The 24,707-nt window shown below is 54.7% G+C and carries 20 protein-coding genes; 19 read left to right on the top strand and 1 reads right to left on the bottom strand.

Annotated features, from left to right (window positions below):
* Nucleotides 1-10 precede the first annotated feature (10 nt).
* From Q0C48_RS04595 to ggt, 12 genes are all read left to right on the top strand, one after another.
* A complete protein-coding gene (locus tag Q0C48_RS04595; RefSeq protein ID WP_291522001.1) occupies nt 11-1,018 on the top strand; it encodes a phosphorylase in 1,008 nt (335 codons plus the stop codon).
* Between the two features lie 61 nt (nt 1,019-1,079).
* Complete coding sequence (locus Q0C48_RS04590; RefSeq protein ID WP_291521999.1) at nt 1,080-3,338, top strand: xanthine dehydrogenase family protein molybdopterin-binding subunit; 2,259 nt, start codon at nt 1,080-1,082, stop codon at nt 3,336-3,338.
* Nucleotides 3,339-3,340: 2 nt separating this feature from the next.
* Nucleotides 3,341-3,799, top strand: coding sequence for a (2Fe-2S)-binding protein (locus Q0C48_RS04585; RefSeq protein ID WP_291521997.1), 459 nt, complete (start codon nt 3,341-3,343; stop codon nt 3,797-3,799).
* A complete protein-coding gene (locus tag Q0C48_RS04580; RefSeq protein ID WP_291521995.1) occupies nt 3,792-4,658 on the top strand; it encodes an FAD binding domain-containing protein in 867 nt (288 codons plus the stop codon). Before Q0C48_RS04585 ends, Q0C48_RS04580 begins: the two co-directional genes overlap by 8 nt.
* 3 nt (nt 4,659-4,661) lie before the next feature.
* Nucleotides 4,662-5,246, top strand: coding sequence for an ureidoglycolate lyase (locus tag Q0C48_RS04575; protein ID WP_291521993.1), 585 nt, complete (start codon nt 4,662-4,664; stop codon nt 5,244-5,246).
* Between the two features lie 18 nt (nt 5,247-5,264).
* Nucleotides 5,265-6,356, top strand: a complete 1,092-nt coding sequence (locus Q0C48_RS04570; RefSeq protein ID WP_291521991.1) for a ring-opening amidohydrolase — start codon at nt 5,265-5,267, stop codon at nt 6,354-6,356.
* Nucleotides 6,353-7,294, top strand: coding sequence for an XdhC family protein (locus Q0C48_RS04565; protein ID WP_291521990.1), 942 nt, complete (start codon nt 6,353-6,355; stop codon nt 7,292-7,294). Before Q0C48_RS04570 ends, Q0C48_RS04565 begins: the two co-directional genes overlap by 4 nt.
* Before the next feature lie 61 nt (nt 7,295-7,355).
* Nucleotides 7,356-7,511 carry a DUF4089 domain-containing protein gene (locus Q0C48_RS04560; RefSeq protein ID WP_291521989.1) on the top strand — a complete coding sequence of 52 codons (156 nt, stop codon included), beginning with the start codon at nt 7,356-7,358 and terminating at the stop codon, nt 7,509-7,511.
* The gene (locus Q0C48_RS04555) at nt 7,508-8,905 is read left to right on the top strand and encodes an AtzE family amidohydrolase (protein WP_291521988.1); all 1,398 of its coding nucleotides are present in this window, start codon (nt 7,508-7,510) and stop codon (nt 8,903-8,905) included. The genes Q0C48_RS04560 and Q0C48_RS04555 overlap by 4 nt, the downstream gene beginning before the upstream one ends.
* A gap of 13 nt (nt 8,906-8,918) precedes the next feature.
* Nucleotides 8,919-9,305 (top strand): oxalurate catabolism protein HpxZ, encoded by a 387-nt coding sequence (hpxZ, locus tag Q0C48_RS04550; protein ID WP_291521987.1) that lies wholly within the window; start codon nt 8,919-8,921, stop codon nt 9,303-9,305.
* Between the two features lie 8 nt (nt 9,306-9,313).
* The gene (locus tag Q0C48_RS04545) at nt 9,314-9,922 is read left to right on the top strand and encodes a nucleotidyltransferase family protein (RefSeq protein WP_291521985.1); all 609 of its coding nucleotides are present in this window, start codon (nt 9,314-9,316) and stop codon (nt 9,920-9,922) included.
* A gap of 44 nt (nt 9,923-9,966) precedes the next feature.
* Nucleotides 9,967-11,538 (top strand): gamma-glutamyltransferase, encoded by a 1,572-nt coding sequence (gene ggt / locus Q0C48_RS04540; protein WP_291521983.1) that lies wholly within the window; start codon nt 9,967-9,969, stop codon nt 11,536-11,538.
* Nucleotides 11,539-11,569: 31 nt separating this feature from the next.
* Here ggt and Q0C48_RS04535 read toward each other — a convergent pair whose 3' ends face one another.
* Nucleotides 11,570-12,490, bottom strand: coding sequence for a LysR family transcriptional regulator (locus Q0C48_RS04535; RefSeq protein ID WP_291521981.1), 921 nt, complete (start codon nt 12,488-12,490; stop codon nt 11,570-11,572).
* 272 nt (nt 12,491-12,762) lie between these two features.
* Between Q0C48_RS04535 and Q0C48_RS04530 the strand changes: the two genes are divergently transcribed.
* From Q0C48_RS04530 to Q0C48_RS04500, 7 genes are all read left to right on the top strand, one after another.
* Complete coding sequence (locus Q0C48_RS04530; protein ID WP_291521979.1) at nt 12,763-15,099, top strand: TonB-dependent receptor; 2,337 nt, start codon at nt 12,763-12,765, stop codon at nt 15,097-15,099.
* Between the two features lie 23 nt (nt 15,100-15,122).
* A complete protein-coding gene (locus Q0C48_RS04525; protein WP_291521977.1) occupies nt 15,123-16,496 on the top strand; it encodes a cytosine permease in 1,374 nt (457 codons plus the stop codon).
* Nucleotides 16,493-16,927, top strand: a complete 435-nt coding sequence (gene cdd, locus Q0C48_RS04520) for a cytidine deaminase (RefSeq protein ID WP_291509417.1) — start codon at nt 16,493-16,495, stop codon at nt 16,925-16,927. Before Q0C48_RS04525 ends, cdd begins: the two co-directional genes overlap by 4 nt.
* A gap of 491 nt (nt 16,928-17,418) precedes the next feature.
* Nucleotides 17,419-18,429: a hypothetical protein gene (locus tag Q0C48_RS04515; RefSeq protein ID WP_291521975.1), complete on the top strand. Its 1,011-nt coding sequence runs from the start codon at nt 17,419-17,421 to the stop codon at nt 18,427-18,429.
* A 107-nt stretch (nt 18,430-18,536) separates the two neighbouring features.
* Complete coding sequence (locus Q0C48_RS04510; protein ID WP_291521973.1) at nt 18,537-20,900, top strand: TonB-dependent receptor; 2,364 nt, start codon at nt 18,537-18,539, stop codon at nt 20,898-20,900.
* Between the two features lie 126 nt (nt 20,901-21,026).
* Nucleotides 21,027-22,085: a hypothetical protein gene (locus Q0C48_RS04505; RefSeq protein ID WP_291521970.1), complete on the top strand. Its 1,059-nt coding sequence runs from the start codon at nt 21,027-21,029 to the stop codon at nt 22,083-22,085.
* Nucleotides 22,086-22,146: 61 nt separating this feature from the next.
* On the top strand, nt 22,147-24,707 hold a 2,561-nt coding region (locus tag Q0C48_RS04500), incomplete at its 3' end, for an alkaline phosphatase family protein (protein WP_291521968.1).

The following is a 24,707-nucleotide window of genomic DNA, read 5'->3' as shown; positions in this document are numbered from 1 at the left end:
ACCAGGGAGAATGTTCGTGAAGAAAAATACGGTTTGGAAGCATATGATGTTATGTGGTGCAGTCAGCCTCTCATGGATAGCGCCACTGGCCTACGCCCAGGCTATACCGGCGGCGGCGAAAATGCGCCCGAAAGTGATCGTGCTGACGGCATTCCCGCCCGAGTGGCAAGCATGGACAGTGCAAAAATCTTTCCAGCATCAAGCCTTGCATGTGCCAGGACTCATTAAGCCCCTGATCTGCGACAGCAAAGGCGTCTGTGTTACGGAGACCGGGGAAGGGGAAATCAATGCCGCAGTCACCGTCACCAGTCTGGTGAAAGACGCGACTCTGGATCTGAAGAAGACTATTTTTATTCGCAGCGGCATTGCGGGCGGTGTGGACAAAGAAGACTCTGCATTGGGCAGTGTGTATATCAATAGCTGGGTAATCTCCTGGGCTTTTGGACATCATTACCTGAGTGATCAAAAGCAGTTGGCATGGTCCCCTCCGGGCTGCGCGGATTATGCCACGCCGGGTCACTGCGGAAATTACACCCAGAATATCATGGAAAATTTGGCGTATAAAATCAATCCGGCCCTGCTGAATATGGCGGTAAATGCCTCGGCCCATGTCGCGCTTGAAAACTCGGCAGAAGCGAAGAAACTGGATAAAATGTTTGCTATTTCTGCGGCGCCGAAGGTGATGGTGGGCGCCACTATCACCGGCAATGATTTTTGGATCGGTAAAGCGAATCAGGCTATTGCCGAACAGATTGTGCGTCGCTATACCCATGGCGAGGTGAAATATACCAATACCGCCATGGAGGATCTCGGGGACGTGGCCGTGCTCTCGCGTTTCGGTTTGGCGGATCATTATCTGTCCATACGGGGGATCTCTGACGTGGATGTTCCGCCCCCCGGTAAAACCGAAGAAGAAATCTGGAAAACAGGCGATTTATATGCCAGTGCCCTCGCCGAGCGTAATGCGGTGATCGTCACCAAGGCCGTTATCGCGCACCTGTTAAAGGGCGCTGCATGAGCATACGGGTCATCAAAGTATCCGCTGGTGAGTTTCTGGCCCGGGAGCAAGGAGTGTCACCGTGTCTTTGACCTTGGTGAAGCAGCGAACTGACCAGCAGACGGCGAGCCCCCGCCGTGTCGATGGCGTTGCCAAAATCAGGGGGACGGCGCTCTATGTCGATGACCTGCCCTGCGCAGACGTGCTCCATGGCGCGACGGTGCGCACTACTGCGGCGGGTGGAACGCTGCAGGAGGTGGTTTTCGATCCTGCCATAGACTGGTCGGAATTTGTGGTGGTCACGGCGCGAGATATTCCGGGTATGAACGCCGTAAAGCTCCTGGAGAACGATCAGGTAGTGCTCGTTGATCGCGCATTTCGGCACGCTGGGGAGGCAGTGGTATTGCTGGCCCACGCGGATCCGGAGAAACTCGGAATGGCGCTGAAGGGTGTTTCTTTGGTGGAGTTGCCCAATACCGCGCCGATTTTTGATATTGATGCGGCACTCGCTGCGCAACAAGAAATCATACCCGGCAATATTTATACAGATTATCTTCTGGATCGGGGTGATGTTGCGGAGGGGGAGCATCTTGCCGATGTCGTCATCGAAGAGCGCTTTCTCACCCCGTCCCAGGAGCAGCTCTATATTGAGCCGCAAGGGATGCTGGCGCATTTGCAGAAAGACGGCAGCATTCTGGTAGAAGGTTCCATGCAGTGTCCCTACTATGTGCTGGACGCGTTGGTTCAGTGTATGGGGATGGATAAGGATCATCTGCGGGTGGTGCAAAGTACCACTGGTGGGGCCTTTGGCGGCAAGGAAGATTACCCCTCGGTGATTGCTTGCCATGCGGCGTTGCTGGCGCTCAAAGCGGGGGGCCGTTCGGTAAAACTTGTTTATGAGCGGGGCGAGGATTTGCGGGTGACGCCCAAGCGTCATCCTTCCCGTACCCTGATTAGTCTGGGGGCCAACAAGGCCGGAGAATTGCAGTTTATCGATATGGATTTCGCCATTGATGGCGGGGCTTATCGTACCCTCAGTCCGGTAGTGCTCTCCCGTGGTGTTATCCATGCACCGGGACCATATAAGTGCCCCCACATTCGGGTCAGGGGGCGCGCCGTCGCGACCAACCATCCGCCCTTTGGTGCATTTCGCGGATTTGGTGCGCCGCAAAGCATTTTTGCCATGGAAGTGGCCATGGACCGGCTGGCGAGAAAACTGGCTATGGACCCTGCCGAATTGCGCCGGATAAATTTGTTGCGCACCGGCGATGTGAATCCCACGGGTGATGTGGTGGGTGCTGACTGTTTTGCCCATGCCACCCTCGATGTGGCATTGGAACATACGCATTATTACCAGCGGCTGGCGGAGTACAGGGCCTGGAATGCGGCCGGACATCAGACCCGCAAAGGCATTGGTCTGGCGACTTTTGCCCATGGTGCCGGTTTTACCGGCAACGGTGAATTGCATCTGGCGTCCCGGGTCTCTCTGCAAGCCCTGGCCAATGGGCACGTCGAAATTCTCTGTTCCAACACCGAAATGGGGCAGGGTGCGGCGACCACGCTGGTCCAGATTGCGGCTGACGCGCTGGGCCTGCCCATGGATCGCGTGCATCTGGCGCAGGCGGATACCTCCAGGGTGCCAAATTCCGGACCGACGGTCGCCTCCCGCACCTGTATGGTGGTCGGGGAGCTCATCCAGAAGGCGGCGGGACAATTATTGCAACGGCTACGGGAAACGGCGGAGTTGGCGGCGCCTCATGACGCACAAAGTTTTGCCGCAGCGTGTGCCCGGCTGTGCGCAGTCGCCGGGGATACGCTGGTGACCGCACAGTACCAGCCGCCGACGGACATGCGTTGGGATGAGCAGGCCTTTTTGGGGCGGGCTTACGCCAGTTATGCCTGGGCGGCTTATATTGCCGAAGTGGAAGTGGATGTGTTGACGCTCGAAACGCGGGTGCTTGATTTTACCGCGGTACAGGAAATCGGCGATGCGGTGCATCCGGTGATTGTGCAGGGCCAGATTGAGGGGGGTGTTGCCCAGGGTATTGGTTATGCCCTCTATGAGGATGTGCTCTGGAATGAGCGCGGGGTCATGGCCAATGACCGTCTGACCAATTACATCATACCCACCAGCGCGGATTTGGGATTTATGCATGTGGTGTTGCTGGAAGGCGGCTTGGGAGCTGGTCCTAAAGGGGCGAAAGGCGTCGGTGAATTACCCATGGATGGTCCAGCACCCGCTATCGTCAATGCGATTCAGCAGGCCTTGGATATCGATATTTGCCAGATTCCGGTCAAGCCCGAAATGCTGCTGGAGCTGACGATGAGCAGAGGGAATTGATCATGTCGACGACGATGCGCATCAATGGTAAAGCATTTCAGAGCAGCTCAGCGCCGAATGCCCGTTTACTGGATGTATTGCGTAATGAATGCGACCTCAAGGGGACCAAAGAAGGTTGCGGCGAAGGAGAATGTGGCGCCTGCGCGGTGCTGGTGAATGGCAGGCTGGTGAATAGTTGCCTGGTTCCTCTTGGGCAGATGGAACGGGCGGAGATTACCACGGTAGAGGGCCTTCCCGAAGATAGTGCTCTGGCACAAGCTTTTGTTCAGTGCGGTGCTACCCAGTGCGGAATTTGTACACCGGGTATGATGCTCGCGGCGACCGCTCTGTTGGCGGAGTATGCGAATCCGACCCTGGAGGAGATTCGCTGGGGCCTGAGCGGCAATCTCTGTCGCTGTACCGGGTATGGGCGCATTTATGCGGCCATCGCCCAGGTCGCCGGAGGGTTTGCTGATGTCTGATTGGATAAGGCCGCGACATTTGCCGGAAGCCCTGGAGATATTGGCGACAGCCCCCGGCCCATATCGGGTGATTTCGGGCGGGACCGATCTTATGGTGGAGTGTCATCTCGCCCCGGAACGGCGCCCGGAGTCCTGGCTGGACATCAGCGGACTGCGGGAGTTGCAGGGGCTGCAAATTACCGAAGAGGGCATCCGGATTGGCGCCGCTACTTCCCTGGAAGCGATTCGTCGGCATGCGGAAGTAGTCGCCCACTGGCCGATGCTGGCCGCCTCGGCGGCGGTGACCGGGGCGCCGCCCATTCAAAACCGCGCCACGCTGGGTGGCAATGTTTGCAATGCCTCCCCCGCGGCGGACAATGCGCCGACGTTGCTGGCTTATGGCGCACGTCTGGAGATCGTCCATCATCACGGCTCGCGCTGGTTGCCTTATGGAGATTTCCATCTGGGGTATCGCAAGACGGCCTTGCAACCCGGAGAGTTACTCAGCGCGCTCTGGATTCCTTACCCCCCTAAACACAGTCGCGGCTATTTTCGGAAGGTCGGAACACGGGCAGCGCAAGCTATTGCCAAGGTGAGTATCGCGGCGCTTATCGAAGTAAATAGTGATGGAATTATTCAGAGCGCGCATTTCGGCATGGCGAGTGTGGCGGCGACTCCCTGTGCCTTGCCATCCGTGAGCCAATATCTGCTGGGGCGTGCGTTGTGTGATATTGCTGACATGCAGGTGCGTCAGAAGGTAAAGCAGGATATTGCACCCATTCAGGATATCCGCTCGACGACGGCATATCGTTTGGAGATAGCTTCCCGGCTGGTGCTGGAGGCCATACATAAACGCAGTGAATCAAAAAAGGAGAATTAAAATATGGGTGCCTATGCAAAACAGACAGAAGCGGTTTATGTAGATGTCCCATTGCTGGATGCTACGCCGGAGAACCTCGCGGAATACGGGGTGATGATTGGTGAGGCGGTACACCGGCCCGGACTTTCCATCCCCTTTTATAAGGGGAGTGTGGAAGAGGGGCAAAATCTCGATTTTGAATATACCGGTCGCGCGGTGGTCCGCACGGCGCGGATATCGCGCCGCAGTCCCGAGATTACCTGGCTGGAACGGCACCTCAACATGACGCAGATTTTTGTCGGGTTGGGCAGCATTCCCTTTGCCATGGTGCTGGGTAAACCCAATCAGGGCAGCGGGGAAAATGCCCCCCGCCTGGAAGACGTCCGCGCTTTTCGCATTCCAGCGGGGCAGGGGGTGATGATTCATGCGGGTACCTGGCACGATTTCCCAATGTCTATTGGCGATCCGGTGACGGTGATGACCATGAATTCTGATGAGGTGGTCACTGCCTTGGCGAACGCTCAGGCAGCAGATGAGATGGATGACGGTGACGTGTTCAAGATCGACATCCAACGTCGCACCGGGCGGGTACTCCGGGTTCCCTTTTAATCGCAGAAGGCGAAGACCATGCGTACCTCCGTCTACCGGTTTTTTACGACAGACCCTGCCGACGTTTCCGGACTGGCCCGGGCGATTGCCGAGGGGACGATAGATCCCCAGAGCATCGTCGCGATTATAGGCAAAACCGAGGGTAATGGCGGCATAAACGACTTTACCCGGGCTTTGGCGATGATGGCTTTGAGCCAGCTGCTGGCAACGCATTTGGATTGCCGTCCAGAGTTGGTGGAAGAACGTGTGGTGTTGTCCTTTTCGGGCGGTAGTGAAGGGGTTGCGGCGCCGCATATTCTGGTGTTTTCGGTATCAGGTCGGGCGGCTAAGCAAGCGTATCCGATAAAACGTCTGGCGCTTGCATCCGCCCATACCCGCCCTTTTAGCGCGCAGGAAGTGGGGCGGATGGCGATGGTGCGGGAAACCGCCCGCGCGGTCACCTGGCTCATGCATGCCTTGCAGGTTGAGCCTGCGGATGTGCATCTGGTGCAGATCAAAGGGGCGATACCAGCGCTGGACTCGACAACGACCGGAAACGTCCGTGCCGAGCACCTGCGCTGTGACATGGCCTGGTCACGCGGCGCTTCTGCCCTGGGGGTGGCCCTCGCTTTGGGTGAGGTGACCGAATCCGAACTGTCGGATGACGCCATCAACCGGGACTGGTCCTTGTACTCCAGTCGGGCCAGCGTTTCCGCCAAACCCTTATTGCAGCGCTCCGAAATAGTGCTCTTCGCCAATTCGTGCTGGTGGGACGGTGATCTGGTCATCGCCCACGGGGTGATGCAGGACATCATCGATGTACCGGCGATCCATGCTGTGCTGAATCAGTTGGGACTGCAGCCCGTCAACGGGCAGTTAGCGACTGTCGATGCGGAGAAGGTGCTGGCGGTCTTCGCCAAATCCGATGCCGACCCGCGAGGCCATATCCGCCATCGTCGTCATACCATGTGGACAGACGCGGATATCTCCGATATGCGCTATTCCCGCTGTGTAGTCTCCGCCTTGTTGGCCGGGGTCACGGGGGAAACCGGCGTCTATGTCTCGACGCGCGCGGAGCATCAGGGTCCCCAGGGGGGCGGGCCGGTGGCCGTGATCGGGTACGCCTCATGAATGCCCTCGCCAGTCGTCAGCGGCCCTTGCTTCCGGTCCGGGAAGCGGTTGTGACCCGGGTGCGGGGATCTGCGCCCACGGCGGTCGGGGCCAGTATGCGTCTGTTGGAAGATGGCTCCCTGCTGGGCACGGTAGGTGGTGGTCGCATGGAATATCAGATCTGTCAGGTGTTGCGCACGCCCCGTTCTGAAGCATCCCCGGCATTGCTGAATTTTACTTTGGGCACGGCGGATGATCAGTGCTGTGGTGGGCAAGTAGAAATCTGTGTGCTGGATGTACCCCGGTTTTTTTCCGAGCTGTACCAGTCTGGCGCCTCCCGTCTCTATCAACGGGATTCAGCAGGCCGGTTGCAGCTCCTGGCCGGGATTACCCGTCTGGGACGGCAAATCGGTCCATTTGATGCCATGACCGTGCTTTTGCATGCTGACGTTCCCGGTATGGATGTAGAGGAGCGGCACTTCGCGCTGCCCGCTGCCCACCATCAGCCGCTATGGATTTTCGGTGCGGGGCATGTAGGACGGGCGATCGCCAGCATGGCCAGCAAACTGGATTTAGCGTCATTCGTATTCGATCAGCGCCCGGAATGGGCCGATCCTGCCGCCTTTCCGCCAGAAGTTACCCTGGTGGACACTTGGACCTGGGCAGATCTGCAGGCTCCGGCAACCGATGCCATGGTGCTCATCATGACCTACAGCCACGCCATGGATTACGCGTTGCTGGAGCATTTTATCGGGAAACCCTTGGCTTATCTCGGGGTCATTGCCAGTCGGTCCAAAGCGGCGCGTTTTAGTCACGCCCTGTCCCGCGCCGGACAGGATATTCCGGACTGTTTGCACATGCCCATGGGTTTGCCAGGACTCGGTAAAAAGCCCCCGGAGATCGCGATCAGTGTATTGGCAGAGTTGCTGCAATTACGGCAAAAAAAAGCTGATTTTTAACAAAAGGAAAAGCAGGATGAATCCGCCCGGAACAGATGCTGATACGCCCGTGGATACGTATATGAACTATCTCTTCGATTCTATGGGGCTCAGTGTGCGCGAAGAATGGCGTGCAGAGGTAAAACATTATTTCATGCTGAGTGCGCGGATGGCCAAGGTGCTGGAAGCGCATCCGGTGGATATGACGGAAGATTTGGCCCCGGTATTTCGTCCATGAAGCCAGAGAACGACGCATTTCCGCAGGCGCAGGAAATTGCGCAACGGGTCCGTAGCGGCGAGTGGCGTGCCGCGGAGGTGGTGCAGGAGACGCTCCGGCATATCCACGCCCATAACGGCGAGATCAATGCCTTCACCTGCATCACGGAAGCGCGTGCCCTACGGGAAGCAGAGGCAGTGGACCAGAAGGTGGCGCGGGGCGAAGACCCCGGGCCTCTGGCGGGGGTGCCCTTTGCGGTCAAAAATCTTTTTGATTTGCAGGGCGAGATTACCCTCGCTGGGTCCAAGATCAATCAAACAGATGCCCCCGCCGTAACGGACGCCACCGCCGTAAGGCGGCTCACGGCAGCGGGCGCCATCGTGGTGGGCGCCCTTAATATGGGTGAGTATGCCTACGATTTTACGGGTGAAAATATTCACTATGGGCCTTCCCGCAATCCCCATGACCGCTTGCGAATGACCGGCGGGTCCAGTGGTGGCAGCGGTGCCGCTGTAGCGGCAGGCATGGTGCCCATCGCCCTGGGTTCTGACACCAATGGTTCTATTCGGGTGCCGTCTTCCCTTTGCGGTATTTTTGGGCTGAAGCCGACCTATGGCCGCCTGTCCCGGGCCGGGGCCTTCCCTTTTTGTCCTAGTCTCGATCATGTCGGCCCGCTGGCGCGTAGCGTGACGGATCTCGCTCTGGCCTATGATGCCATGCAAGGGACCGATGCCGCGGACCCCGTTTGCGCGGATAGGGCGAGTGAGGCGGTCAGTGGAAGTCTGGCAGACGGTGTCGCCGGCCTGAAAATCGCCATTGCCGCCGGCTATTTCACCCAACAGGCGACGCCAGCAGCGGAGCAGGCACTGGCGCGGGTCGCGGCGGCATTGAATGTGACTGACCTCGTCGAATTTCCCGGAACCGCGCAGGCACGTGCCGCCGCCTATCTCATCACCAATGCCGAAAGCAGCAACCTGCATCTGGACCGTTTGCGTCATCACGCTGCCGATTATGATCCGGACGTGCGGGACCGCATGCTGGCCGGTACGCTATTGCCCGCGTCCTGGAATATTCAGGCCCAACGTTTCCGGCGCTGGTATCGGGCTGAGGTACTCAAGGTTTTCGCGCGCTATGACCTGCTGCTGGCACCGGCCACGCCCATGTCGGCGCCCGCCATCGGGCAGCGCTATATGGAACTGGATGGGGAGCAAATGATGGTGCGACCGCATCTGGGCTTGTACACCCAACCCCTCTCCTTCATTGGTCTCCCGGTGGTGGTGGTGCCCGTGGCCAGTGCGGGGGCGATGCCTATCGGGGTCCAGATTATCGCCGCACCCTGGCAGGAGGCGCGAATATTCAAAGTCGCAAGACAGCTTGAGTTGCACGGATTTACCAGTCCAATCCCCACCCGCTAAGAGGAAAAATCCCATGGTTCACGCCGAAATCAATGCGCCCGAAGTCTTACAAGAAGTGCAGGCCGCTTTTTTCCGTTATGAAAAAGCATTGGTTGAAAACGACGTTCATGTATTGGACGAGTTATTTTGGAATAGCGTACACACCTTGCGCTATGGAGTGGCAGAAAATCTCTACGGCTATGCGGCCATTGCCGAGTTTCGGGCATCCCGTCCAGCCCCGGCGCTGCATCGGGAGTTGGTCAATACGACGATCACCACCTATGGACAAGGCTTTGCGACTGCCAACACGGAGTTCCGGCGCGAACAGGTGCATGGCCGACAAAGTCAGACCTGGATACGCACGCCAGAGGGTTGGCGTGTCGTCGCGGCGCATGTGAGCTTGATGCCGAAGGCAACTTAAGCCGCAGCATGGATGCAGCCATCATTCTGGCGGGCGGCCAGTCCCGGCGCTCCGGACGACAGCACAAAGCGTGCAGAGGTCTGCCCGGCGATGGCCGGAGCTGGATTGACCGGCAGGTGGATATCCTGCGGCAGGCGGGGTTTGCCCCGGTGTATCTGGTGACGGGGTACCGGCCACGGCGGGTTTTGGCTTGTCTGCATCGCCGTGCCATGAGACGGCATAACTTTCGGGCAAGGCATGGGCCTTTCTCGACGCTCCAAGTGGGGCTGCATAATCCATCTGGCCCCGCACTAGTGGTGCCGGTAGACACGATTTTGCCACCCGCGCCGTGGCTCAGGCAACTGCGGCGCATCGCGCATGCTCCGAATATTGCGGCAGCAAGTCCGATAGATCGCTGGGGTGGCGGCGGGCATCCGCTGATGGTGTCGCAGTGTTGGTCACAGTCACTCTGCGCAGTGCCTGTGAATGCAGCCGATGCAAGGTTAGATCGGCAACTGGGTTATTTGTCGGCGGCAGAGCATATTCGCTTGCCGTGGAACCACTTTTTACGTTATTCCCGGCTAAACACCCGCCGGGAATGGTGTTCAGCGCGTCACAAACTGAGGTCCATTCTGTGAAATCCATTCAAATCTCCTTATCGGCGAGCTCGGAGGGTGGTGCCGTGAGTGCTCCGCACGCGCTGGCGGCCGAGGCCGGGGCCGCTATTTTGCGCAGCGGTGGTAACGCCATAGAGGCGGGTATCGCGGTGGCATCGACCCTCTCTGTGGTCTATCCCCACATGAACGGACTGGGGGGTGATGGGTTCTGGCTGATATCGGACGGCGATGCGCACACGGTGCGCGGACTGGCCGCCGCTGGTCCGGCCGGGCGACACTATTCGGCGGCGCTGTTTCGTGACCGGGGGCTGCGCGAGATTCCGTTCCGTGGTGGCTTGTCCGCTTTGACGGTGCCGGGTGCGGTGGGCGGCTGGGGGGCGGCGTTTGGGTTCTCCAGGGATCGCTGGCGGGGCCGTAAATCCTGGTCCGATTTGCTGGAGAGCGCCTATTGCCACGCCGCCACCGGTTTTCCGCTCAGCCCTAACCAGAGCCATACCCTCACCAGATTTGGCGACGCGCTCCGTCAGCAGCCGGGTTTTGCAGCGCAATACATGCCGGGGGGGGAGATAATGCCAACCGGGCGACTGTGGAGTCAACGGGCGCTGGCACAAACTCTCGGGACTCTGGCGGAGAATGGTGCAGAGGCTTTTTATCACGGTCCGCTCGCCTGGCAAATGGCGAAGGGTCTCAAAGCCGCCGGCAGTCTGCTGACAGAAGCCGATTTGCGGGCCTTCAAGCCCCGCTGGGTGGAACCGTTGCGCACCGCCTTCGGTATCGGCGAGGCTATCAATATGCCGCCGCCCACCCAAGGGGTAGCCTCACTCATGATCCTCGCCCTGCTCAATCGCGTTGGACTCAACAGCGGGGACCATCTGGGCGCGGAACTGATTCATCACACGGTAGAAATCACCAAACTGGCCTTTAAGTACCGGGACCAGCTAGTAGCGGATCCTGACTTTTGCGATGTGGATATTGCATCATTGCTGAATCCGGATTTTCTGGATGACTGCGCCAGAGAGATACATCCCCTTATCGCGATGCCTCTGCCGCCCATTGGACTCGCCAAAGGTGACACGGTCTGGTTTGGGGTGGTGGATGGGCAAGGGCGGATGGTGAGCGTGATTCAGAGCCTCTACCACGAGTTTGGCACTGGCGTGGTGGCGGGCAATACCGGGGTGCTGTGGAATAATCGCGGCTGTGCCTTTTCTCTGGAACCGGGACACGTCAATGTACTGGAGCCTCGGAAACGCCCCTTCCATACCCTTAATCCAGCGCTCTATGCCGAGCAGGGGCGAGTGCAACTCGCCTACGGCAGCATGGGGGGGGATGGCCAACCCCAAACCCAGGCAGCGCTGCTCATGCGCGTCAAGCAATATGAGCTTTCCCTCGCCGAGTCGGTAGCCAGTCCGCGCTGGCTATACGGGCGTACCTGGGGGGAAGCTTCGGCGGGTTTGCGTCTGGAGCGGCGATATCCCCGCGCCGTTTTCGAGGATTTGCGCCGCTGGGGACATCAGCTATCGTGGGTGCCCGATTACAGTGATTTTATGGGTCACGCGGGTATGGTAGCGCGTGACCCGCAGGGCGGATTTGCCGGTGCTGCTGATCCTCGCAGTGATGGCGGCGTGGCGGTGCCGTGAGATAACCTTTTCAAATGCACACTTTTGATGTCTAACCCGTATGCTGTTCGGCCAGGCTCATATTATTTAGCTCCTCTGCTATGTAGTTGGAAAAACGGGCGGCAGAGACTGAAATCCCTCGGCTTTTGAGTTGTGCACATACTAATGGCACGGGGCGGATGTCCACGGCAGAAATCGGCCGATACACGATATTTTCGTTGACGCGATTTTTGGGTATCCCCGTTGAAATGACGAAGCCAACGTTTTGCGTGCCGTACAGTAGGCCACGCATCACCTCATAGGAGTTGGTCTCGGCGGCGACATGGGTTTCTGATCGTCGACTATGGAGCACAGACTCCAGCATTTCGCGCGAGGTAAGCCCCGGGGTCGGCAATACCAAGGGATACTGGATGCAATCGCTCAAGCGAAGCGTACCCTGGCTGGCAAGAGGGTGCGTGCAGTCCATAACCGCCACCAAAGGCTGCTCGGATATGGCGAGGTCGATAACGTCTGGGTGTCGGGGCGGCGCCACGATGACCACCAGATCGGCTTCAAATGCGAGCAGCGCACGAATCGCATCGCTGTGTTTCGCTACAGTCACCGAGAAGGAAACCCCCGGATACTGCTCCCTGAATGTATTAATAATTCTCGGGATGAAATCGGCCGCCAATGCGGGGCTGACCGCGAGGGCAACATGGCCGCGGCGAAGACCGTTGAGGCTATCTATTTCTGAGCGTAAGCGCTGCATGTCGGAAAGGTGGCGGCGCACATAACCCAAGAAAACCTCTCCTGCGGCCGAGAGGCGCATTCCGCGCGGATGCCGCTCGAAAATGCCGGTGCCCAATTCTTCTTCCAGATCCTGAACGCGGCGGTCCAGTGCCGATGCCGTGATATGCAGCTTTTCGGCCGCGCGACGGACTGAGCCTTCCCTGACAATCGTATCAATGTAATTAAACAGGCGCAGGTGTTTCATGGCGAACCCTCAAAGCGTTGAGTTTTATGTAACGCATTCGCAAGAAAATAACACTTTAATCGAAAGTTGTATATGGCCAGTATATTCGGTCAGGCAAGAGCAGCCAATCAATAAGAGGATAGCCGATGCCTCATTTTGGGGCAAAAAATATGGTTGCGCCCCATTATGGGGCGAACAAAGAAAACACTTTGCATCTCGGATCAATATACTGGTGGATAGGCATGGCATGTATGCTGCTTCCCGATAAGGCGGTATAACTACTGGAGTCTATAATGAACAAAGCCAATAAATATATTTTGAGACAGAGCTTGTTGGTGGCAACAGGGTTACTGGGTGCCTCACTTATGCCGGTCTATGCAGAAGTGACCACCGCCACGCCGCCCCCGGCCAAAAAAATATATAAGATCAAATCCGTCTCCAAGAACTTACTGCGAACCGTAGAGAAGGCGGCACTCACCCATATAAAGCCGGTGTTCGGTGCAGAAACGGCGCTGATTCCCAAAAAATTCCTGGAAGGTCAGGAATCGACGCAAAATGCCTCGACCATTCTGAGTTTCGTACCTGGGGTCAATGCCACCAGTACGAACCCCATCGGCGTCAAGACCCATATTTCCGTACGTGGCTTCTCTCAGACACAAGTGGGCTACACCTTTGATAATCTGCCCATTGCTGATTTGTTCAATGGCGGCTTATCCGGAGGCAATAACAATTATGCAGATTTGACGAATCTCATCCCGGTCACGCTGGGTGAAACTTCGGGCATCCGGGTGACCTATGGCACTCCATCACCAGATATCAACGCCGTCGGGGCTATTGGCGGGAATATTGATTATCTGCCGAAGATTCCTTCGGCAAAACGTTACGAGTCGGTATTTGCTGGCTATGGTTCTTTTGACACGCGCAGCTATGGCGCCGAGATCAACACCGGTGCAAACCCTGGCTATGGTAACCTCCTGCTGAGATTTTCTTCGCGCCAGACTGCAGGCTACCTGGACCACAGTCCTGATCGCGAATATTCCTACTATGCGGCCTATGATTTGCCACAAATTTCGCCGACCTCCAAGTGGTCAGTCATATTTTTGTTGAACAAAAATAAGGGCGCCACCGCAGCGCGAATGCCGGTCGCGCTGTTGCAGCAATATGGACCCAATTACCAATGGCCGCTGTCCTTCACTTATGCGAATAGCACGGCGGAACACATGATGACTATTGTGCAGAATAAAACGCTCATATCTTCTCACGCCGTTTTTGGATTTAAGGGGTTTTATGCCTACACCAATTCCAATCGTTTGGAATATGTGAATCCCAGTGTCAATACGCCGTATAACAGCTTTGTCACCTTTTATCTTAACCCGGCCCAAACTGTCTGCCAGTATTCTGGTAACGATTTTTCGGGTAACTCTTCTGCGGCGTGTCAGGCGCAAACTATTAACGGGGATAATTACCATAGTTATAGCTACACGACAAATACCTTCGGTTTTAATCCCTCTGTCGAATGGCTCAATCATTATGTGGACTTGAAAGCGGGAGGACTGGGCGCGGTCTCTCAGTATCATTCACGGGACTATGTCTACGGTAGCCCAAATGTCCCTGAACTGGCTGGTTACAATGATCTCTGGGACGAGCATGCATGGCGTCTGTACGGTAAACTCTATGCGCAGGCCAAAATCAAGCCGACACGTTCTTTGGCGATTACCCCTGGTCTGAAATATGAGGCGGTAAGCACGCATATCAATGATGTACCGGGATACTACTACACCGTAGGTGCGAGCAGTGGCCGCTCTTACAGCGAGGTGAGCCCATACGTTGGCATTCAGTATAAGCCGATAAGATCGGTAACTCTTTATGCCAACTATGCGGTCGGGTACAAGTATCCGAATATCACTGCATTTTATGCAGCGGATAGTAATGCCACATCGACGTCACCAGCGACGCCGGTGACGATAAAACCAGAGCAAGTCAATACGTATCAATTTGGAGCGGCATACAGCCATGCTGGTATTGATGCGAGTATTTCGTTCTATCGATCGGACTTTATGCACACGTTCAGCTCCTACTATGATACAACAACAGGGCTGACTTATGAATACAATATTGGCTCGTCGTCGTATCAGGGCATCAATATTGCGACGGCTTACGCGTTGGATAATTATCTGTCTGTTTATGGCAACTATTCGCTTCAGGATGCGCATTACACCTCAAACTCGTCAAGCGCCTATGGCGTTGCCACCAGCATTGGAGAGCCGCGGGCAAATACGCCCACCTATCTGGCGGGTATCGGGATATTAGGGCACTACATGAACACGCGGGCGAGACTATACGGCAATCTGGTTGGGCCGCAATATATTGAGGCAAGCACCGGTGCGCCAACTTCTATTAGTATGCCTGCCTACGCAACCATGAACTTCAATCTCGCGCATACCTTTCAGATACATCAGTACGGGTTAAAAAGTGTGACGCTCAGCTTGAGCGGGGTGAATCTCCTGAACTCCGAAGCGTCGGTTCTGGAAAAGCAGTTCCCCTATATTAATAATCAGCCCGGCAATTACCTCGTCGCAGAGCCGATGATGCCACGCTCGTTCTTTGGTACAGTGAAAATGGTATTTTGATGACCACAGTGCGGACTGACCCTGTGAGTAGCACCCCGGCGTTGGATATCCACCATGTGGAAACCTTGGGAGTAGCCCCAGTCCCCGACCGGGACCGTTGCATGCGACCCGGTATGCTCTTCCTGATCTGGGCGCTGGCCTCCGCCTCGGCGACGACGCCGGTGATCGGATTGCTTCTCCACGGGATTGGCTTGTGGAATTTCGCCCTGATCGTTCTGTTCGCCACGCTGATCGGTCTGGTTCCCGCTATGTTGCTATCGCATATGGGCCGCCAGGTTCCCATCATTTCCATGGTGATGGCGCGACGTACTTTCGGTATGGGGGGCGCTACTTTTCTGGCCATTTTATACACCATCGTTGGCGCGGGATGGTTTGGTCTGAATACCGATGTGGGTGGGAAAATTCTCGACACGTTGTTTCCAGACCTCGGTATGCTCTGGTATATCGTTTTGGGCGTGCTGCAAATCACATTGGTATTTTTCGGTATGGAGGTGCTGGAAAAATTTTATAAATACACGGCTCTGCTCTTTCTGCTTTGCTACGCGGTGCTCGCCTATTACCTCTTTACCCAGCATGCCTTCGTGCTTCCGGTAACGACACGAACAGTAGATTGGGGCAAGGATATTGATCTGGTGCTGAGTTTTAGTCTGTTGGCCTGGTCGTATGATTTTCCGACGGTCACCCGTTTTTGTGTGCCTCCTACGGCTCAGGAGAAGGCATCAGATCGGGTGCTTTATCTGCTTGCCCCCGCGATCGGCGTGATGTCTGCGGTGCTTTTTATGGGTCTCTTGGGTCTGGTAGCACTACAAATGACCGGGGACTGGAATATCGCCTTGCTGGGTAAAAACCTACCATTCTGGGGAGAAATCTCTGCCATCGGCGTGATCCTGGCTATCGCTCATACCAACGCCATGAATCTGTATCCAGCGGTGACCAAGCTGCTCGCGGTCATCAATGTTACCGGTAAACCACATCGATTTATGCAACCCGCTATCGTCGTTCTGCTCGGTGTATTCTCCACCTTGCTGGCTGTGGCCGGAATTTTGGAGTTTATCGAGGGCTTTCTTTCCATTCTGGGATCGTTGCTCTTTCCGTTCAGCTTCATTTTGGTGATCGATTGGTACCACGGTAAGTACTATAGCGATGCTGTTTCTCTGTTCTATCTGCGCGTTCATATCTGGACGGACTATTTCCTATGGCCTGCACCCTGGGCTATCAGCATGCTGATTTTTGGGGTGGTGCTGGCTCAGTTGGGTTTCCTGATGGGGCCGGAGATAATTCATCTCATACCCTGGCAGATCTGTTCTGCGGCGATCACCGGAGGAATTTATTATATGGGAATACGTTTCATGGAGCAGCGCGGGCAACCGCGAAAAATAGCAGGACTCGTTCGTTGATCTTCTCGGACATTTCGGTGGCGACGCTCGCCCAGTTACGCCAGGCTGCAGAAGCGATTCTGGAACACGCTTACGCACCTTACTCCCATTTTCCGGTGGGCGCGGCACTGCTCACCGAGTCTGGGCGTATTTTTCAGGGCTGTAACATTGAAAATGCAGCGTATCCTTCCGGCCTCTGTGCCGAGGCGGTGGCGATCGGCCAGATGGTCGCCACTCTTGGCAGGACACCTATTCGGGCAGCCTACATCGCCTGCAAAGGGCACTCTCCGGCGTGGCCGTGTGGGACTTGTCGTCAGCGGCTCAATGAATTTGCCGGGCCATCGATGTGGGTCTACACGTCGATGCTGGCGGGCAGTCCGCAACGAATGACGTTTAGCGAGTTGTTGCCCAATAGCTTCGGGCCAGCAGACTTGCAAAGGCCTGGCAAGTGAGTGCCGCCATCGCCCAGCGCAAGCGGAGCGTCACGCTTCCTTTTCGTCCTATATGCGGCGGGCTTTAAAGATATCTGAATCACCCTGCTGAATCCACTGATGAAAACAATCTGCAAGACTTGATCACCCTGATACATCGGGCCGACCGTTGATGGTGGTCGTCCGTTGGCGATATCTCCCAGAGCGGCGAGCGCCTTCTCCTTGGGTCATGGTACGCCTGATCATGCGGGTCGCGAACGGCCCTTCTGTGTTGCGTTTTTTGATGCATGATCACAAAAAAATAGCACTTTAATAGTACGAAACATACCGCGATTATAGTCGAAAGCTAAATTTTCGAGATACACCGCAGAGGTGTATGGGATCGAAGGCACCACCGCACCCGACTTGTGCCAGGCATCTTCGGGTGCAGCGAAGAGAAAAGGTGGCCCCGTTTAACTTGGACTTCAAAGCTGAATCACGATTTTTTTAAAATATATAGGAGCTAGGAACTTATGAAATTTGTGCGACGTATTATCTGTATTTTATCGGCTTTTTGTTTTTTATGGCTTTCCGTTGGCAGTGCGCAGGCCGATCAAAAGCTTTCGGGTCTGGGCGGTAGTGGGTATTTAGGCCTGCTCATTCCCGTCGGTCCTGCCCATTATGCCGTCATCCTTAAAAAGTTTAAAAAGATTAAATCCGTTCACATAGGTCAATTTGATTATCAAATTGGAAGTATTTATAAGATTCCTGTAGTTATCTGCATCCAGCCGTTTGGCGGAGAGTATACGCGCGCGCTTACCGCGCAAGTCATGGTCGATCACTTTAATATAAAAGCTCTGCTGTACCCTGGGACATCTGGCGCTCATATTCCGCCAGGACAGATGCATGTAGGAGATATTGTTATAGGAACAAAACAAGTAAACTTTGCAAATTTTTACATGTCGCCAACAGGTGGCCTCGTCCCAGATGAGTTTTCTGGAAAATCCAGTCTTCAGGATTATCAATATTTTTACCTAAACAAAAAGTTGGAAAAATATACCGCTTGTGCGGCGCAATATGTTGCTGACAGAGAAAAGTTACCGTCTTGGATTAACGGTGAATTCAAAGTACAAAAGCCAGAAATCTATTATTATGGAATACAGGGGACGTCTTCAATGTGGCTTGCCGATAAATCGTTTATTAAGAAAACAGACGACGTTTTTCATGAGGTAGATGAAGATGGGGATTGGTTTTCCGCTACAGTTGCAAAATTGGCCAACATTCCTTTCATCGAGGTGAGCACCATATCCGATAGTGTATTTGAATTTAGCGGAAACGGCGTTCCTTTCCAAGGTGCGCATCGGAAGACGGCGTCGCAAATAACACAGAACATCAGCGATAAGATAATGCTAATGGTGATAAAAATTTACGGCAATAATCTACTTCACGGGAAATATGGTTATCCGTCTGGCGATCCGTATCCGAACTATTTTTACCAAACCCCAACGGATCCCCGTGGTTTGGTGGATGGTTGTGAGAGATAGCAACGATTGTCCATTCTGGCGACAAATGTATGCGTACATTCTGTGGCTATGCTTGGCGCCGTCAATAGCGAGTTATTATGTCATTAATTAGAGATGGAGAATGTAAGATGTACACTGAATACAGTACAAAGATCTTTGCGGATAGAAAAGCAGTGGCCGCGGTAACTCACATGGCGCCGGCGGTTCTCTATGCGGCTATACTCGCTACAGTCAGCCTGTCGGCTAGTACATTCGCTGATGCCGACGATATGGGTGTCGTTGCCTCTACCACGAGTTCAAGTGTTCTTGGAAAGGTCACCTCCGTTGGTGCTGTTAAAAAAGTCGCACCGCCAGAAAAGGCAGTAACCTCAGTGAGCAAAAAGACGGTCACCCATGCATCGCCGGCCCAGAATTTTCAGTCTGTACTGAAGCATGTGCCCGGGATGAATGTAGTCTCCCAAGGCCCTGGTAATCTTTCTTCGGTAAATAACGAATTTACTTACCAGGGATTTACAAGCAGCCAGATGGCATCCAATTTTGATGGCGTACCCATTATCAACACCTTTCGCGGTGGCGCCGGTGGAACAGGTGATGATCACGCCTACACGCCGTTAACGATGGGTCAGATTTCGACAGTGAAGGTCTATAGCGGTGCAAATCAGCCCTCGCAAAATGGTATAAACTCGCTCGGCGGCACGATTTCTTACGAGCCCGCATTACCCACATCAAAGTATTATCTGGATGTCGATGCCTCTGGTGGAAAGTACGGGTATCGCGGTGGCAACTACACAACGGGTATTGCGGTGAATAGCGGGGCGTTGCCAGGAACTGGCACCGAGATGCTGTTCAAATATTCCTATACGCATGCCCCCAGTTTCATGAACGACATCTTCGCCAAGATAAATTCGTATTATTTTGCGTTACTTCAGCCGTATAATAACGGGTTATCTCAATTAAAGCTGATCGCGGTTTATAACAATGAGTCGGCGCGTCAGCCATCTTTGGTGCCCCTGGCCCTGCTTGCGCAGAACGGGCGCTCCTACCAGCCACCGATGGATGTGGCATCCAGTAGCACGAATACCCATGCGTTGAATGTGATCTTGTCGTGGAAAAGCATATTAAACGACTATATGCTTGCCAAGACGAAAGTCTTTATTCAGCAACAGGCAGCGAATAGGACGTCATTCACCAATGTGGCGTACTCCAACCATAGTTATTATGGCTACGCGACTTATGAGGGATACCCGGTGGGGACTAATCTCGAACCGTGGACAGCGTATCCCTCCGCAAACAATAGCTATGATCCGGTAGCGTTGTTTGGATCGGGAGCTGCCGGAACGCAGTTCCACAATTATATCGATGACATTCAAAGTATAGGTTTCTTGCCATCGATGACGTTCTTTGCGCCGCATAACACCATCGAGTTGGGTGCAATGGTGGATTACAGTCAGGATCATAGTGCCGAGTATTGGTACGGCAGCAGCCCGGTTCCGAATATCGACGGATACAATAATGCCTGGAATGAGCATGATGCGCGTAATTATAACTATATCTATCTTCAGGATAATATCAATCTGCTGAACGGTGCCCTCCATATATACCCCGGTGTAAAATATAACATCGTCTCAACTAGTTGTGATGATGTGACTGGTTATTATTACAACTATGGCGGCCATGTCAATAATACTTACTACTTCTGGGAGCCGTCCCTGGGATTCTCCTATACACCGATTCATAATGTGAATCTGTATTTCAGTGTAGGTAAGACAAATAAGGTGCCGAACATTAGCGCCTTCTACTCGGCTATAGGAACATCCCCCACGCCAGCGCCCATTACCGTTCAGCCGGAGAGTGACATCAGCTACGATGCCGGCGTGCGTTACACGAGCGATGTAGTATCGGGTAATTTATCCGTATTCAGGCGTAACTTCAGCAATATCTTCAGCGAGTACTACGATCCTGCTACCGGAATGACTTATGAGTACAATAATGGCAATGCCCTGTATCAGGGGGTTACTCTTGGTTTGGATGTACCCATTAAATACCATGTGTCATTTTTCGGGTCATACAACTACACCAGCGCTAAATACAGCAGCCTATCTACTGGTGTGAACGGCACGGCCTATCCCGGAGAATACCGGCCTTACATCCCGATGTACACGGCAACGACAGGTGTCCGCTACGAGCACGGCGGCCTGTATGCGGCGCTGACCGGCCATTTTGTCGGACGTCAATATATGGCGACCAACAAGGGCGAAACGATAGGTAGCACTTTACCGGCATATGAGACGCTCGATTTTACAACGTCCTACGAGATGCCGATCAAATCGACCTACGTGAAGTCGGTTAAGTTCAGTCTTTACGCCGACAACATTCTTGACAATAACTATCTGGTCTATGCAGAGCAAGTACTGAAACCGTTCTCCTATTACCGGGGACAGGTTGGCGCGCCGGTGTTTGTTGGGAGCAACGTGAGCTTCCGCTTCCAGTAAGCGCTCATAGTTTATCTGGTTGCCTTCTGGGGCACTGCATAGGGGGCATTTACGCCGATGCAGTGCCCGTATTGTTGTTGGTCAAGTGTAATACCATTTTGCGCACAGGTACTGGGGGGTAAAATAATGCGGTTTTTTAGTATATTGGCATGTGGATGCTTCAGCGCGATATTGACCGTGTATGGTTCTATTGCTCATGGCGCGGATAGAGCAGGGAAAGACCTCGCGCTTCCTCAGGCGGAACCTGCCGCAACAGGACTGACGGTGGGTATTATGTTGCCAGCCAGTCCCGATACATATCGACAATACACGTCTGTCATGACGCATAAGAAGCAGTATCACGAAGGCATGTTTCAATTTACGACGGGAGACATTGATGGTGTACATATCGTGTTGTCCTCACCGCCGCCGATTGGTAGTTTCAGCCTGACGGCAATCGACACCTATTTGTTGGAGCGCATTTTTAGGCCTGGTATTATGATTGATCCGGGCACTGCGGGATCCCATCTGTCACAACTGTCGATGGGCGATGTCGTGATCGGCGCAAGGGTGGTGAATTTTAGTAACTACATGACCAAGGAAAATGGCGCCATCGTACCAGGTCAGTTTAGAGCTTTGGTGGCAGATGACGAGGGGTACACCATAGGGAATCCCAATCCCGAATATATTTATGCCGATCCTGTTCTGGTCAAGCTGGCGGAGCGCGCCGCAAGTGAGTGCCCGGATACTCCGGGAAAAATCCTTTCGGCCCCAATGGGGCGTAAGCCGTGGATTATGACCTACGGTACTCAGGGTTCTGGTGCGGCCTGGTTGCGCAATGTTCAACAAATCCGCCAGAGTACCCGCATATTCCATGAGGCGGACGAGGCTGGTAATTATCCAATCGCGCTGATATCGACCTTAAATAAGGTACCGTTTGTAGAGATCCACACTATTTCTGATGCCGCTATGAACGTGCCGACGAAAATGAACGCGTACTTTCACCAGTGTTCGGTATTTGCGCAACTGCGATCCAACAAAATTGCGTTGCAGATGATTCACTATCTTACTGGTGAACCATATCGCTACATTCCGTTCTCCGGGGGGTTCCGCGATCCCTGGCAGGCGGATACCTTCGTGAAAGCGGCGGTCCCACCTGCGTTCGTGCAGGTATGCACAAAAAAATATGGGGTTAAACGCGGCTAACGCCGTTTGTTGGTGGTGTTGACCATGCATTGTCGTACGGTTGTACGGAGGAGTAAAAGTAATGGAAAAAAGGCGTCGGAATCTGACGGTGTGCGTGGTGACGCTGCTGTTGAACCTGTTTTTCTCTGGCTATGCGTGGTCTGACGCCGCATCCCCGGTCATTACCCGCATCAGCAATGGCCCGACGCACAGCACTCCAGAATACAAAGGCTGGGTGACCCACGTCCTGCCTACCGGGCGTATCATTAGGCCGGTTGGCCTAGTCAACGGTGCCCCCAACTTCGCGACTGACGTGGTGCCGGTAGGGAATCATGTCGCCGCTATGGCGAATGGCGCGACCCGTGCGCAAACCATCACCCTCTACGATCAGAAGAGCCTGGATCGCGTGGCAGAGATTGCTGCCTACAAAAAAGATGCCGGGAAAGCGGCCCCCAACTCTACCGATGTCACCGATCTGCATGGTGATGTCATCGGTCATCAGAGTTTTTTTCAGGGTATGGCGATTGGACCTGACCAAACCCTCTACGCCGCGGGCGGAGACAGTGGTGATATTGCTGCGTTCACCCTAAAAGGCGGCAAGCTCACGCTCTTGCGCCGCTACCCACTGATTTGGCAGCCCTTCCCCAAGGACCAGTATCCCTACGTATATCAGGGGCACTATGTGAATCAGCCGAGGCTGTTTTACCCCGACGCCGTGGCGGTAGGTCCCCACGGTAAATATCTCTATGTGGCGGGTATGTTGTCCAACAGCCTGGCGCGAGTCGATATTCAGAGTGGGCAGACCGATTACCTCAATGTTGGACCCTACCCCTATGCGGTCGTTTTTGCCGATGGCGGCCAGAAGCTGGTAATCAGCCTCTGGGGCGGTAACGCCGTAGCAGTGGTTGATCCCGTGACCATGCGGTTATTGGGTACGGTGCGCGTCGGTCCTTCTACCGGTCCCGACAAGACCGCTGCCGGTGTCCACCCCACGGCATTGGTCGCCGTCCCGCATTCCCCGGATGTTTTTGTAGCCCTCGCCAATGTCGACCGTGTCGCCGAAGTGGACACCGTCGGTCTCTGCGTCAAAGGCTTCCTCGATGACAGCCCCTATCCCGACGCCCCGCCAGGCAGCTATCCCGACGGCCTGACCATTGCTGGCGGTAAACTCTTTGTGGCCAATGCGGGCAACAACGATGTCGCTGTCTATAACGATCAGACTGGCAAAGGCCTCGGCCTCATCCCGACGGGCTGGTATCCGACGGCAATCAGCCATGCGGACAACGCCCTCTACGTGGTGGCCGCCAAAGGCCTGGGCTCCGGCCCCAATGTCGAACACCAGTGGGTGGGCGACATGATGGACGGGCTCATTCAGAAAGTTGAGCTGAATGACCTTGCGACCCATCTCCCGGCCTGGACCCGGCAAAGCCTGCGCAATGATGGTTTTACTGATGCCCAGCGCGAAGCCCGTCATCTGGAAGACGTCAAAACCACCGCCTTTCTGCGCAAACACATCCACTACGTGGTCTTCATTTTGCGCGAAAACAAGACCTTCGACGAAGACCTGGGCGAATATAAACGCGCCGGGGCCTGGGCGGAGCCGCATCTTGACCTATATGGGCCCAAGGATTTGCCCAATCTCTATCATCTCGCCCGTCATAACACCTTGTTTGTGCACTTTATGGCCGATGGCGAAGTGACTGCACAGGGCCATCAATGGACGACGGCTGCTTCAGATTCAGACTTTGTGCAGCGCACGTGGCCGGAGTATTACTCCGGGCGGGGGCTAGTCCCCAATCCGGGCTGGACGCAATCTTTGGTACCCGGTGGTGCAGCGGGGACTGGTGGTATGCCTCTCGGTGTGGATAACCCTTATGCGATTTATGAAAATCTCTCGGTACTGGGCAAGTGGTCTAATCCGTGGATCAGCTATCCGCAGCGACTTTTTCTCTTTAATGACCTGCTCGATCACAAGGTCTCCTTTGAGGACTTCGGCGAATTTGTCTCGCGGTCTCAGGCGGGCAATATCTCCACGGTGATGAAAAAACATCTGGCCACCGGTTTCCCCGGCTGGGACCGGATGATGCTCGATACCTACCGGGAGAAAACGGCGGTACACTGGCTGAAAGCCCATCCGGGTGCCCAATTCCCGCATTTTATTTACATCTGGTTGCCGGATGATCATACGGCAGGTCGTTCGCCCTGCTATTACACCCCAAACTACTACGTGGCCAACAATGATTACGCGACGGCCGGGTTTATTCACTATCTGTCCACTACGCCGGAATGGAAACACATGGTCGTGTTCCTGACCGAGGACGATGCCCAGTCCGGCGCGGACCATATCAATGCACACCGGACCTTCGCGCTGGCTATGGGACCCTGGGTGAAGAAAGGGTATCTGGACACTAAGCTCTACTCGCAAGTGAATATTTTGAAGACTACGGAAGCGATTTTTGGTCTGCCGCCGATGTCGCAATGGGACGAAAATGCCAGAGTATTCTCCAGGGCATTTCGAATAACAAAAATTTCACGACTTGAGAATGGAATATTCCCCTTTCCTCGCCACTTTCAGGCGATTTTTACGCATTATCCCTACTTTATCTGCGTATTTCCAGTATTTTTAGCCTTTTTCGTGGGCTT

The sequence above is a fragment of the Acidithiobacillus sp. genome (genome assembly GCF_023255755.1).
Lineage (GTDB): Bacteria > Pseudomonadota > Gammaproteobacteria > Acidithiobacillales > Acidithiobacillaceae > Acidithiobacillus.
The sequence above is the reverse complement of the archived record's forward strand: the minus strand, read 5'-3'. Positions and strand labels throughout refer to the sequence as shown.

Bases quoted from the DNA above. Each gene is read 5' to 3' on its own strand.
- Q0C48_RS04595 (WP_291522001.1), top strand. From the start codon at position 11: ATGTTCGTGAAGAAAAATACGGTTTGGAAGCATATGATGTTATGTGGT.
- Q0C48_RS04585 (WP_291521997.1), top strand. From the start codon at position 3,341: ATGTCGACGACGATGCGCATCAATGGTAAAGCATTTCAGAGCAGCTCA.
- Q0C48_RS04580 (WP_291521995.1), top strand. From the start codon at position 3,792: ATGTCTGATTGGATAAGGCCGCGACATTTGCCGGAAGCCCTGGAGATA.
- Q0C48_RS04575 (WP_291521993.1), top strand. From the start codon at position 4,662: ATGGGTGCCTATGCAAAACAGACAGAAGCGGTTTATGTAGATGTCCCA.
- Q0C48_RS04570 (WP_291521991.1), top strand. From the start codon at position 5,265: ATGCGTACCTCCGTCTACCGGTTTTTTACGACAGACCCTGCCGACGTT.
- Q0C48_RS04565 (WP_291521990.1), top strand. From the start codon at position 6,353: ATGAATGCCCTCGCCAGTCGTCAGCGGCCCTTGCTTCCGGTCCGGGAA.
- Q0C48_RS04560 (WP_291521989.1), top strand. From the start codon at position 7,356: ATGAACTATCTCTTCGATTCTATGGGGCTCAGTGTGCGCGAAGAATGG.
- Q0C48_RS04555 (WP_291521988.1), top strand. From the start codon at position 7,508: ATGAAGCCAGAGAACGACGCATTTCCGCAGGCGCAGGAAATTGCGCAA.
- hpxZ (WP_291521987.1), top strand. From the start codon at position 8,919: ATGGTTCACGCCGAAATCAATGCGCCCGAAGTCTTACAAGAAGTGCAG.
- Q0C48_RS04545 (WP_291521985.1), top strand. From the start codon at position 9,314: ATGGATGCAGCCATCATTCTGGCGGGCGGCCAGTCCCGGCGCTCCGGA.
- Q0C48_RS04535 (WP_291521981.1), bottom strand. From the start codon at position 12,490: ATGAAACACCTGCGCCTGTTTAATTACATTGATACGATTGTCAGGGAA.
- Q0C48_RS04530 (WP_291521979.1), top strand. From the start codon at position 12,763: ATGAACAAAGCCAATAAATATATTTTGAGACAGAGCTTGTTGGTGGCA.
- Q0C48_RS04515 (WP_291521975.1), top strand. From the start codon at position 17,419: ATGAAATTTGTGCGACGTATTATCTGTATTTTATCGGCTTTTTGTTTT.
- Q0C48_RS04510 (WP_291521973.1), top strand. From the start codon at position 18,537: ATGTACACTGAATACAGTACAAAGATCTTTGCGGATAGAAAAGCAGTG.
- Q0C48_RS04505 (WP_291521970.1), top strand. From the start codon at position 21,027: ATGCGGTTTTTTAGTATATTGGCATGTGGATGCTTCAGCGCGATATTG.